Genomic DNA, 9,717 nt, shown 5'->3' with positions numbered 1-9,717 from the left:
CTACGCGCGACCGGCGTCGGAGGAGGGACGGACGCCGCGAGCGGCGAGTGCCGTGCGGATCCGCTCGGCGACCTCGTCGACCTCGCCCAGCCCGTCGACCTCGACGAGCAGGCCGTGCTCGCGGTACACGTCGATGAGGGGGCTCGTCTCGCGGACGTAGACCTCCTGGCGGTGGCGGATCTCGTCCTCGCCGTCGTCGGCGCGCCCCTGCTCGGCGGCGCGACGGGTCAGCCGGGCGACGACCTCGTCCTCGTCCGCCACGAGCTGGATCACCGCGTCGAGCTCCTGGCCCCACCCCTGCAGCAGCTCCTCGAGGTACGCGACCTGGGCGAGCGTGCGCGGGTAGCCGTCGAGCAGGAAGCCCGCCTGCGCGTCCTCCTCCTGGAGGCGCACGGTGACGAGCCGGTTCGTCAGCTCGTCCGGGACGTAGTTGCCCGCGTCGACGAGCGCCTGGACCTGCTGGCCGAGCTCGGTGCGGTCCTTGATGTTCTGGCGGAAGATGTCGCCCGTGGAGACGTCCGGGATGCCGCGATCGGCCGCGATGCGCTTCGCCTGCGTTCCCTTGCCCGCGCCGGGAGGGCCGACGATCAGGAGCCGGGTCACTTGAGCAGCCCCTCGTAGTGCCGCTGCTGCAGCTGCGAGTCGATCTGCTTCACCGTCTCGAGGCCGACGCCGACCACGATGAGGATGCTCGCGCCGCCGAACGGGAAGTTCTGGTTGGCGCCGACGAGCGACAGGGCGATGAGCGGCAGGAGCGCGATGAGCCCGAGGTACAGCGAGCCCGGCAGCGTGATGCGCGTCAGCACGTAGTCGAGGTACTCGGCCGTCGGGCGCCCCGCGCGGATGCCGGGGATGAAGCCGCCGTACTTCTTCATGTTGTCGGCGACCTCCTCCGGATTGAAGGTGATGGCGACGTAGAAGTACGTGAAGCCGACGATGAGGAGGAAGTACATCACCATGTAGAGCGGGTGGTCGCCCGTGGTGAGGTTGTCGGTGATCCACTGCACCCACGGTGCAGGCGGCTGGCCGACGGGCGGCTGGTTGAACTGCGCGACCAGCGCGGGCAGGTACAGCAGCGACGAGGCGAAGATGACGGGCACGACGCCGGCCATGTTGACCTTGATCGGGATGTAGGTGTTGTTGCCGCCGTAGGTGCGGCGTCCGACCATGCGCTTGGCGTACTGCACGGGGATCCGGCGCTGCGACTGCTCGACGTAGACGACGGCGGCGACGACGAGCAGGCCGACGGCGATGACCAGGAGGAAGACCTCCCAGCCGCGGCTCTGCTGGATCGCGATGAGCGAGGTCGGGAACGCGGCGGCGACCGACGTGAAGATGAGGAGCGACATGCCGTTGCCGATGCCGCGCTCGGTGATGAGCTCGCCCATCCACATGATGAGGCCGGTGCCGGCGGTCATGGTGATGACCATGAGCATGATCGCGTACCAGGCGTCGTTCGTGACGAGCTGCGTGCAGGCGCTGACGTTGGTCTGGCCGAAGAGCGCACCGCTGCGCGCGACCGTGATGAGCGTCGTGGACTGGAGGACCGCGAGGGCGATCGTGAGGTAGCGCGTGTACTGCGTGAGCTTGGCCTGGCCGGACTGGCCCTCCTTGTAGAGGGTGTCGAAGTGCGGGATGACCACGCGGAGCAGCTGGACGATGATCGATGCCGTGATGTACGGCATGATGCCCAGCGCGAAGATGGAGAGCTTCAGCAGCGCACCGCCGCTGAAGAGGTTGACGAGCTCGTAGAGGCCCGAGGTGCCCTGGTTGGCCGCGAGGCACGACTGCACGTTGGCGAAGTCGACGAACGGCGCCGGGATGAAAGATCCGAGGCGGAAGAGGGCGATGATGCCCAGCGTGAACCCGATCTTGCGACGCAGATCGGGGGTGCGGAAGATCCTGACGACGGCGCTCAACACGGAGGGTGTCCTGCTTTCTGTGGGAGGTCCGCCGGGAGGCGGGGGTCGGGCCGACGCGATGCGGCCCCAGGTGCCGGTAGGGGCGGTCGGTTTCCCGACCGCCCCTGCCGTTGCGTCCTGAAGTGCTACTTGACGGAGCCGCCTGCTGCGACGATCTTCTCCGCAGCGGAGCCGGAGACCTTGTCGACAGCAACCGTCAGCTTAACCGAGATGTCGCCGTCCCCGAGGACCTTGACCTTCTCGTTCTTGCGCACGGCACCCTTGGCGACCAGGTCGCTCGTGGTGACGTCGCCGCCGTCGGGGTAGAGCGCGGCGAGCTTCTCCAGGTTGACGACCTGGTACTCGACGCGGAACGGGTTCTTGAACCCGCGGAGCTTCGGGGTGCGCATGTGCAGCGGCATCTGCCCACCCTCGAAGCCGACGCGGACCGTGTAGCGGGCCTTCGTGCCCTTGGTGCCACGACCCGCGGTCTTGCCCTTCGAGCCCTCACCGCGGCCGACACGCTGGCGTGCCTTCTTGGCCCCGGCGGCGGGACGGAGGTGGTGGACCTTGAGGACCTGCTCGCGCTTGACCGTCTCCGTCGAGCCGACCGTGGTCGCCTCGGCGGAAGCGGCCGCAGCGGCGGCGGGCACCTTCGCGGTCTTCTTGGGTGCGGCCTTGGGCGCCTTCACGGACGCCTCGGCCGACTCGTTCTTCTCAGCCATCAGTCGATCTCCTCCACCTTGACCAGGTGCGCCACGGTGTTCACGTACCCGCGGTTCTGGGCGTTGTCCTCACGGACCACCACGGCACCGATGCGACGGAGCCCGAGGCTCCGCAGGGTGTCGCGCTGGTTCTGCTTCTCGCTGATCTTGGACTTGATCTGCGTCACTCGGAGCTGAGCCATCAGACACCTGCCTTCGCGTCGGCCTCGGCACGCTGGGCGCGGAGGATGCGGGCCGGGACGACCTGCTCCAGCTCGAGCCCACGACGGGCTGCGACGGCGCGCGGCTCCTCGAGCTGCTTGAGCGCCTCGACCGTGGCGTGCACGATGTTGATCGTGTTCGACGACCCGAGCGACTTGCTCAGCACGTCGTGGATGCCGGCGCACTCGAGCACCGCGCGGACGGGGCCACCGGCGATGACGCCGGTACCCGCGGACGCGGGGCGGAGGAGGACGACTCCGGCGGAGGCCTCACCCTGCACGGCGTGCGGGATGGTCAGGCCGATGCGGGGGACGCGGAAGAAGTTCTTCTTCGCCTCCTCGACGCCCTTGGAGATGGCGGTCGGGACCTCGCGGGCCTTGCCGTAGCCGACGCCCACCAGTCCGTTACCGTCTCCGACGATCACGAGCGCGGTGAAGCTGAAGCGACGACCACCCTTGACGACCTTGGACACGCGGTTGATGGTGACGACGCGCTCCAGGAACTGGCTCTTGTCGGCATCACGGCCACCGCGGCTGTCGCGGCCGCCCTGGTTGCGATCGCGTCCGCCACGACGGCCCTCACGGCCCTCGTTCTGCGCGGGTGCGGTGGACGCCGCGGTCTCGACGGGCGTCTCCGCCACTGCCACGACCTCGGGCTCCTTGTTGTTGTTCTCGGCTGCGCTCACAGGCTCAGACCACCCTCTCGAGCTCCTTCGGCGATGGCCGCGACGCGTCCTGCGTAGCGGTTGCCACCACGATCGAATACGACGCTCTCCACGCCGGCCGCCTTGGCGCGCTCGGCGACGAGCTCGCCGACCTTGCGCGACTTGGCGGTCTTGTCGCCGTCGAACGTGCGCATGTCGGCCTCAAGGGTCGACGCGGACGCGACGGTGTGACCACGGCTGTCATCGACGACCTGCACGAAGACGTGGCGGGCCGAGCGGGTGACGACCAGGCGCGGACGCAGCTCGGTGCCCTCGACCTTCTTGCGCAGACGTGCGTGCCTGCGGCCGCGGGCGGCGGACTTGCTTTTTCCTCTAACTCCGAGAGCCATGATCACTTACCACTCTTTCCGGCCTTGCGGCGAACGTTCTCGCCGGCGTAGCGGACGCCCTTGCCCTTGTAGGGCTCGGGCTTGCGAATCTTGCGGATGTTGGCGGCCGTCTCGCCGACGAGCTGCTTGTCGATGCCGACGACGGTCATCTTGTTGACGCCCTCGACGGTGAAGCTGATGCCCGCGGGCGCCTCGACGTACACGGGGTGGGAGAAGCCGAGCGCGAACTCGACGCCCTTGTCCTTGAGCGCGACGCGGTAACCCGTGCCGACGATCTCGAGGCCCTTGGTGTAGCCGGTGGTGACGCCGACGATGTTGTTCGCGATGAGGCTGCGCGTCAGGCCGTGGAGCGAACGCGACTCGCGCTCGTCGTCGGGACGGGTGACGAGCACCTGTCCGTCCTGGACCTCGGCGCGGATGGGCTGCGCGATGGTGAGGCTGAGCTCGCCCTTCGGGCCCTTGACCGTGACGTGCTGGCCGTCCACGGAGACGTCGACCCCTGCGGGGACGTCGATGGGAAGTCTTCCGATGCGTGACATGGCGTTACCACACGTAGGCGAGGACTTCCCCACCCACGCCCTTCTTCGCAGCCTGGCGGTCCGTGAGGAGCCCCGAGGAGGTGGACAGGATGGCGACCCCGAGGCCACCGAGGACCTGGGGGATCTCCGCGGACTTCGCGTACACGCGCAGTCCGGGCTTCGACACGCGCTTGATGCCCCGGATGGAGCGCTCGCGGTCGGAACCGAACTTGAGGCTGAGCGTCAGCGTCTGGCCGACGCGGGCGTCCGCGACGTCCCAGCCGGCGATGAAGCCCTCGGACTTGAGGATGTCGGCGATGTGCGACTTGAGCTTGGAGTGCGGCATGGAGACCGTGTCGTGGTGCGCGGAGTTCGCGTTCCGGAGTCGGGTCAGCATGTCAGCGACCGGGTCGGTCATTGTCATATCTGGTGGTGCCTCTCTCGCCTGGTTTCGTTCATCCGGACACGGATGACGACCTGTGGTGGTGGCGGCGCCGGGCGGAGGTGCCCGGCGCCGATCGTGCGGTGGTGCTGGTCGTGCGGGTGGAGCTGGCGGTGCGTGTTACGGCGTGTTCTCGGGCGTCTGGAACGGGAAGCCGAGCGCCTTGAGCAGCGCGCGTCCCTCGTCGTCCGTCCGAGCGGTCGTGACGACCGTGATGTCCATGCCGCGGACCCGGTCGATGCGGTCCTGGTCGATCTCGTGGAACATGGACTGCTCGTTGAGACCGAACGTGTAGTTGCCGTTGCCGTCGAACTGCTTCGGGCTGAGCCCGCGGAAGTCGCGGATGCGGGGCAGGGCGAGGGACAGCAGGCGGTCGAGGAACTCCCACATGCGGTCGCCGCGCAGCGTCACGTGGGTGCCGATGGCCTGGCCCTCACGCAGCTTGAACTGGGCGATCGACTTGCGGGCCTTCGTGACCTGCGGCTTCTGGCCCGTGATCTTGGTGAGGTCGGCGACCGCGCCGTCGATGATCTTGCCGTCGCGAGCCGCGTCCCCGACGCCCATGTTCACGACGATCTTCGTGAGCCCGGGCACCTGGTGCACGTTCGTGAAGCCGAGATCAGCGGTCAGCTGGCTGACGATCTCGGTGCGGTACTTCTGCTTCAGGCGCGGGAGCGTGGTGCCCTCGGCCGTGCCAGCGGTTGCGGTGTCGGTCATTGCTAGAGGTCCTTACCTGACTTCTTGGCGTAGCGGACGCGGACGGTCTTGGAGACCCCGTCCTTCTCGACCGTCTCGGTCCGGAAGCCGACTCGCGTGGGCTTCTTGGACTCGGGGTCGACGAGCGCGACGTTGGAGATGTGGATGGGCGCCTCGACGGTCTCGATGCCGCCGGTCTTGGAGCCGCGCTGCGTCTGGCCGACGCGGACGTGCTTCGTGACGAAGTTCACGCCCTCGACGACGACGCGGTTGCGCTCGACCAGGACGGACAGGACACGGCCCTGCTTGCCCCGGTCGCCGCCCTTGGCCTGCGTGCGACCCGTGATGACCTGCACGAGGTCACCCTTCTTGATGTTCGCCATGACTAAATGACCTCCGGTGCCAGCGAGATGATCTTCATGAACTTCTTGTCCCGGAGCTCGCGGCCCACCGGTCCGAAGATGCGGGTGCCGCGGGGCTCCCCGTTGCTGTTCAGGATGACGGCGGCGTTCTCGTCGAACTTGATGTACGAGCCGTCGGGACGGCGCGTCTCCTTCTTGGTGCGGACGATGACGGCCTTGACGACCTCGCCCTTCTTGACGTTTCCGCCGGGGATCGCGTCCTTGACGGTCGCGACGATGACGTCGCCGAGACCGGCGTAGCGACGACCCGAGCCACCGAGCACCCGGATGGTCAAGATCTCCTTGGCGCCCGTGTTGTCCGCGATCTTGAGGCGGGATTCCTGCTGAATCACTGTTGCTCCTTCATCCAAGCAGCCGGGGCTACTTGGCCTTCTCGAGGATCTCGACCAGGCGCCAGCGCTTGGAGGCGCTGAGGGGACGGGTCTCGTTGATCAGGACCAGGTCGCCGATGCCGGCGGTGTTCGCCTCGTCGTGCGCCTTGACCTTGGAGGTGCGGCGGATGACCTTGCCGTACAGCGGGTGCTTCACGCGGTCCTCGACCTCGACGACGATGGTCTTGTCCATCTTGTCGCTGGTGACGTAGCCACGACGGGACTTGCGGTAGCCGCGGTCGGCCGTCGCGGTGTCAGCCGTGTTCTTCTCTTCGGCGTTCGCCATGATCAAGCCTCCTCAGCCTTCTCGGTGACGGCGGCGTCGTCGGCCTTCGCGGCCTTCTTCGTCGCCTTCTTCTTCTCGGGCTTCTCGGGGACCTCGACGGGGGCGGGCGTGGCACGGATGCCCAGCTCGCGCTCGCGGATGACCGTGTAGATCCGAGCGATGTCGCGCTTGACCGCGCGGAGGCGGCCGTGGCTGTCGAGCTGACCGGTGGCCGACTGGAAGCGCAGGTTGAACAGCTCCTCCTTGGCCTTCTTCAGCTCTTCGACGAGTCGCTCGTCCTCGAAAGTGTCCAGCTCGACGGGGGCGAGCTCCTTGGAACCGATCGCCATTATGCGTCGCCTTCCTCGCGCTTGATGATGCGTGCCTTGAGGGGCAGCTTGTGGATGGCCCGGGTGAGCGCCTCGCGCGCCGTGGCCTCGTCGACGCCGGAGAGCTCGAAGAGCACGCGACCCGGCTTGACGTTGGCGACCCACCACTCGACCGAGCCCTTGCCGGAACCCATGCGGGTCTCGGCGGGCTTCTTGGTGAGCGGGCGGTCCGGGAAGATGTTGATGTACACGTTCCCGCCGCGCTTCACGTGACGCGTCATGGCGATGCGAGCGGACTCGATCTGGCGGTTGGTGACGTAGGCGGGCGTGAGGGCCTGGATGCCGTACTCGCCGAACGAGACGACGGTGCCGCCGGTCGCGTGGCCGGTACGACCCGGGTGGTGCTGCTTGCGGTGCTTGACCTTGCGGGGGATCAACATGGTTACGCCTCAACTCCTGCTGCGGCGACCGGCGCTGCCTCGGCGGCCGGCGCGGTGCGCGGCGCGTTGGTGCGGCGATCTCCGGTTCGACCGTCGGAACGGTCGTTACGACGCTCCGGGCGCGACGACTTCTGGTTCGCCTGCTCCCGAGCGAGATCCTTGTTCGTGATGTCGCCCTTGTAGACCCACACCTTCACGCCGATGCGGCCGAAGGACGTGCGGGCCTCGTAGAAGCCGTAGTCGATGTTCGCGCGGAGGGTGTGCAGCGGCACGCGGCCCTCGCGGTAGAACTCCGACCGGCTCATCTCGGCGCCGCCGAGACGGCCCGACACCTGGATGCGGACGCCCTTGGCGCCGGCGCGCTGTGCGCCCTGCAGGCCCTTGCGCATCGCACGGCGGAACGCCACACGACCCGCGAGCTGCTCGGCAATGCCCTGGGCCACCAGCTGCGCCTCGGCCTCGGGGTTCTTCACCTCGAGGATGTTCAACTGGATCTGCTTGCCCGTGAGCTTCTCGAGGTCGGCGCGGATGCGCTCGGCCTCGACGCCGCGGCGGCCGATGACGATGCCCGGGCGGGCCGTGTAGATGTCCACGCGGACACGGTCACGGGTGCGCTCGATCTCGATGCGCGCTACACCGGCGCGGTCGAGGCTCGTCTTGAGCATGGTGCGGATGCGCACGTCCTCGGCGACGTAGTCGCTGTAACGCTGCCCCTTCTTCGTGCTGTCCGAGAACCAACGCGACACGTGGTCGGTCGTGATCCCGAGACGGAACCCGTACGGGTTGACCTTCTGTCCCATTACTTGCTCGCCTTCTTCGCGGTCGTCGCCACGTCCGCCTCATCCGGCGTCGCGAGGACGACCGTGATGTGGCTGGTGCGCTTGTTGATACGGAATGCGCGACCCTGTGCGCGCGGCTGGAACCGCTTGAGGGTGGTGCCCTCGTCCACGAACGCCTTGGCGATGTAGAGGTCCTGCTCCGCGAGGAAGCTGTTGGACGCGTCGGCCTTGACCCGCGCGTTCGCCATGGCCGAGGCCACCAGCTTGTAGATCGGCTCGCTCGCGCCCTGCGGCGCGAACTTCAGGATGGCCAGGGCCTCCTCGGCCTGCTTGCCACGGATCATGTCCACGACACGACGGGCCTTCTGGGGGGTGACGCGGATGTGACGCACGCGTGCGATCGACTCCACCATTTCTCTCCTCCTTCTCGTCGCCGCGTTAGCGACGACGACCCTTCTTGTCGTCCTTCACGTGGCCGCGGAAGGTGCGCGTAAGAGCGAACTCGCCGAGCTTGTGGCCGACCATGGACTCCGTGACGAACACGGGGACGTGCTTGCGACCGTCGTGCACCGCGATCGTGTGACCCAGCATCGCCGGGATGATCATCGAGCGGCGCGACCAGGTCTTGATCACGTTCTTGCTGCTGGCCTCGTTCGCCGAGATCACCTTGCGGAGCAGGTGGTCGTCGACGAAGGGGCCCTTCTTCAGACTGCGTGGCATCTTCTACAACTCCTACTTGCGCTTCTTGCCGGCGTTGCGGCGGCGAACGATGAGCTTGTCGCTGGGCTTGTTGATGTGGCGCGTGCGGCCTTCCTTCTGGCCCCACGGGCTGACCGGGTGGCGACCACCGGAGGTCTTGCCCTCACCACCACCGTGCGGGTGGTCGACCGGGTTCATCGCGACACCGCGGACGGTCGGGCGGACGCCCTTCCAGCGCATGCGGCCGGCCTTGCCCCAGTTGATGTTCGACTGCTCGGCGTTGCCGACCTCGCCGATGGTCGCGCGGCAGCGCGCATCGACGTTGCGGATCTCGCCGGAGGGCAGGCGCAGCTGGGCGTAGGGGCCGTCCTTCGCCACGAGGCGCACGGAGGCGCCGGCGGAGCGGCCCATCTTCGCGCCGCCGCCGGGGCGGAGCTCGATGGCGTGGATGACGGTACCCGTGGGGATGTTGCGCAGCGGCAGGTTGTTGCCGGGCTTGATGTCGGCCTGGGCGCCCGACTCGATCTTGTCGCCCTGCTTCAGCTTGTTCGGCGCGATGATGTAGCGCTTCGTGCCGTCGATGAAGTGCAGGAGCGCGATGCGCGCCGTGCGGTTGGGGTCGTACTCGATGTGCGCGACGGTGGCGAGGACGCCGTCCTTGTCGTTGCGCTTGAAGTCGATGACGCGGTACTGGCGCTTGTGCCCGCCGCCGATGTGGCGGGTGGTGATGCGACCGGCGTTGTTGCGACCACCGTGCTTGGGCAGGGGACGCAACAGGGACTTCTCGGGCGTCGAACGCGTGATCTCCGCGAAGTCGGCGACGGACGAACCGCGACGACCCGGGGTCGTGGGCTTGTACTTGCGAATGGCCATTGG

Annotated in this window: 18 protein-coding genes; all 18 read right to left on the bottom strand. The window is 67.7% G+C overall.

The genetic code is table 11. The annotated features are described in order from the left end of the window. Positions 1-603 (bottom strand): adenylate kinase, encoded by a 603-nt coding sequence (locus tag HDR73_RS02275; RefSeq protein ID WP_012297767.1) that lies wholly within the window; start codon positions 601-603, stop codon positions 1-3. Continuing rightward, positions 600-1,922 carry a preprotein translocase subunit SecY gene (gene secY / locus HDR73_RS02270; protein ID WP_012297766.1) on the bottom strand — a complete coding sequence of 441 codons (1,323 nt, stop codon included), beginning with the start codon at positions 1,920-1,922 and terminating at the stop codon, positions 600-602. Before secY ends, HDR73_RS02275 begins: the two co-directional genes overlap by 4 nt. A gap of 125 nt (positions 1,923-2,047) precedes the next feature. Next, positions 2,048-2,626 carry a 50S ribosomal protein L15 gene (gene rplO / locus HDR73_RS02265; protein WP_041464292.1) on the bottom strand — a complete coding sequence of 193 codons (579 nt, stop codon included), beginning with the start codon at positions 2,624-2,626 and terminating at the stop codon, positions 2,048-2,050. Further along, complete coding sequence (gene rpmD, locus HDR73_RS02260) at positions 2,626-2,808, bottom strand: 50S ribosomal protein L30 (RefSeq protein WP_012039289.1); 183 nt, start codon at positions 2,806-2,808, stop codon at positions 2,626-2,628. Before rpmD ends, rplO begins: the two co-directional genes overlap by 1 nt. Next, positions 2,808-3,473, bottom strand: a complete 666-nt coding sequence (gene rpsE / locus HDR73_RS02255; RefSeq protein WP_012039290.1) for a 30S ribosomal protein S5 — start codon at positions 3,471-3,473, stop codon at positions 2,808-2,810. The genes rpmD and rpsE overlap by 1 nt, the downstream gene beginning before the upstream one ends. 35 nt (positions 3,474-3,508) lie before the next feature. Further along, entirely contained in the window at positions 3,509-3,880 is a 372-nt protein-coding gene (gene rplR / locus HDR73_RS02250) for a 50S ribosomal protein L18 (RefSeq protein ID WP_012039291.1), read from the bottom strand. 2 nt (positions 3,881-3,882) lie between these two features. After that, positions 3,883-4,419, bottom strand: coding sequence for a 50S ribosomal protein L6 (gene rplF / locus HDR73_RS02245; protein WP_012297762.1), 537 nt, complete (start codon positions 4,417-4,419; stop codon positions 3,883-3,885). Positions 4,420-4,423: 4 nt separating this feature from the next. Then, a complete protein-coding gene (gene rpsH, locus HDR73_RS02240) occupies positions 4,424-4,822 on the bottom strand; it encodes a 30S ribosomal protein S8 (protein ID WP_041464291.1) in 399 nt (132 codons plus the stop codon). Positions 4,823-4,960: 138 nt separating this feature from the next. Continuing rightward, the gene (gene rplE, locus HDR73_RS02235; RefSeq protein ID WP_012039294.1) at positions 4,961-5,557 is read right to left on the bottom strand and encodes a 50S ribosomal protein L5; all 597 of its coding nucleotides are present in this window, start codon (positions 5,555-5,557) and stop codon (positions 4,961-4,963) included. Positions 5,558-5,559: 2 nt separating this feature from the next. Further along, positions 5,560-5,919 carry a 50S ribosomal protein L24 gene (gene rplX / locus HDR73_RS02230; RefSeq protein WP_012297760.1) on the bottom strand — a complete coding sequence of 120 codons (360 nt, stop codon included), beginning with the start codon at positions 5,917-5,919 and terminating at the stop codon, positions 5,560-5,562. Positions 5,920-5,921: 2 nt separating this feature from the next. Then, a complete protein-coding gene (gene rplN / locus HDR73_RS02225; protein WP_012039296.1) occupies positions 5,922-6,290 on the bottom strand; it encodes a 50S ribosomal protein L14 in 369 nt (122 codons plus the stop codon). 28 nt (positions 6,291-6,318) lie between these two features. After that, complete coding sequence (gene rpsQ, locus HDR73_RS02220) at positions 6,319-6,615, bottom strand: 30S ribosomal protein S17 (protein ID WP_012039297.1); 297 nt, start codon at positions 6,613-6,615, stop codon at positions 6,319-6,321. Positions 6,616-6,617: 2 nt separating this feature from the next. Then, positions 6,618-6,944 carry a 50S ribosomal protein L29 gene (rpmC, locus tag HDR73_RS02215; RefSeq protein ID WP_012039298.1) on the bottom strand — a complete coding sequence of 109 codons (327 nt, stop codon included), beginning with the start codon at positions 6,942-6,944 and terminating at the stop codon, positions 6,618-6,620. Then, positions 6,944-7,363 carry a 50S ribosomal protein L16 gene (gene rplP, locus HDR73_RS02210; RefSeq protein WP_012039299.1) on the bottom strand — a complete coding sequence of 140 codons (420 nt, stop codon included), beginning with the start codon at positions 7,361-7,363 and terminating at the stop codon, positions 6,944-6,946. Before rplP ends, rpmC begins: the two co-directional genes overlap by 1 nt. 2 nt (positions 7,364-7,365) lie before the next feature. Continuing rightward, positions 7,366-8,163, bottom strand: a complete 798-nt coding sequence (rpsC, locus tag HDR73_RS02205) for a 30S ribosomal protein S3 (protein WP_012039300.1) — start codon at positions 8,161-8,163, stop codon at positions 7,366-7,368. Beyond that, on the bottom strand, positions 8,163-8,555 hold the full coding sequence (gene rplV, locus HDR73_RS02200; RefSeq protein WP_012297757.1) for a 50S ribosomal protein L22: 393 nt from the start codon (positions 8,553-8,555) through the stop codon (positions 8,163-8,165). Before rplV ends, rpsC begins: the two co-directional genes overlap by 1 nt. Before the next feature lie 25 nt (positions 8,556-8,580). Beyond that, positions 8,581-8,862 carry a 30S ribosomal protein S19 gene (gene rpsS / locus HDR73_RS02195; RefSeq protein ID WP_012039302.1) on the bottom strand — a complete coding sequence of 94 codons (282 nt, stop codon included), beginning with the start codon at positions 8,860-8,862 and terminating at the stop codon, positions 8,581-8,583. A 12-nt stretch (positions 8,863-8,874) separates the two neighbouring features. Then, a complete protein-coding gene (gene rplB / locus HDR73_RS02190) occupies positions 8,875-9,714 on the bottom strand; it encodes a 50S ribosomal protein L2 (RefSeq protein ID WP_012297756.1) in 840 nt (279 codons plus the stop codon). Positions 9,715-9,717: the final 3 nt, after the last annotated feature.

Source organism: Clavibacter sp., assembly GCF_014802555.1.
Classification (GTDB): domain Bacteria; phylum Actinomycetota; class Actinomycetes; order Actinomycetales; family Microbacteriaceae; genus Clavibacter; species Clavibacter sepedonicus.
This window is presented reverse-complemented; position numbering and strand designations above follow the sequence as displayed.

Bases quoted from the DNA above. Each gene is read 5' to 3' on its own strand.
- rpsH (WP_041464291.1), bottom strand. From the start codon at position 4,822: ATGACAATGACCGACCCGGTCGCTGACATGCTGACCCGACTCCGGAAC.
- rpsQ (WP_012039297.1), bottom strand. From the start codon at position 6,615: ATGGCGAACGCCGAAGAGAAGAACACGGCTGACACCGCGACGGCCGAC.
- rpsC (WP_012039300.1), bottom strand. From the start codon at position 8,163: ATGGGACAGAAGGTCAACCCGTACGGGTTCCGTCTCGGGATCACGACC.
- rplB (WP_012297756.1), bottom strand. From the start codon at position 9,714: ATGGCCATTCGCAAGTACAAGCCCACGACCCCGGGTCGTCGCGGTTCG.
- rplP (WP_012039299.1), bottom strand. From the start codon at position 7,363: ATGTTGATCCCCCGCAAGGTCAAGCACCGCAAGCAGCACCACCCGGGT.
- rplX (WP_012297760.1), bottom strand. From the start codon at position 5,919: ATGGCGAACATCAAGAAGGGTGACCTCGTGCAGGTCATCACGGGTCGC.
- rplF (WP_012297762.1), bottom strand. From the start codon at position 4,419: ATGTCACGCATCGGAAGACTTCCCATCGACGTCCCCGCAGGGGTCGAC.
- rplV (WP_012297757.1), bottom strand. From the start codon at position 8,555: ATGGTGGAGTCGATCGCACGCGTGCGTCACATCCGCGTCACCCCCCAG.
- rpmC (WP_012039298.1), bottom strand. From the start codon at position 6,944: ATGGCGATCGGTTCCAAGGAGCTCGCCCCCGTCGAGCTGGACACTTTC.
- rpsS (WP_012039302.1), bottom strand. From the start codon at position 8,862: ATGCCACGCAGTCTGAAGAAGGGCCCCTTCGTCGACGACCACCTGCTC.
- rplR (WP_012039291.1), bottom strand. From the start codon at position 3,880: ATGGCTCTCGGAGTTAGAGGAAAAAGCAAGTCCGCCGCCCGCGGCCGC.
- rpmD (WP_012039289.1), bottom strand. From the start codon at position 2,808: ATGGCTCAGCTCCGAGTGACGCAGATCAAGTCCAAGATCAGCGAGAAG.
- rplE (WP_012039294.1), bottom strand. From the start codon at position 5,557: ATGACCGACACCGCAACCGCTGGCACGGCCGAGGGCACCACGCTCCCG.
- rplO (WP_041464292.1), bottom strand. From the start codon at position 2,626: ATGGCTGAGAAGAACGAGTCGGCCGAGGCGTCCGTGAAGGCGCCCAAG.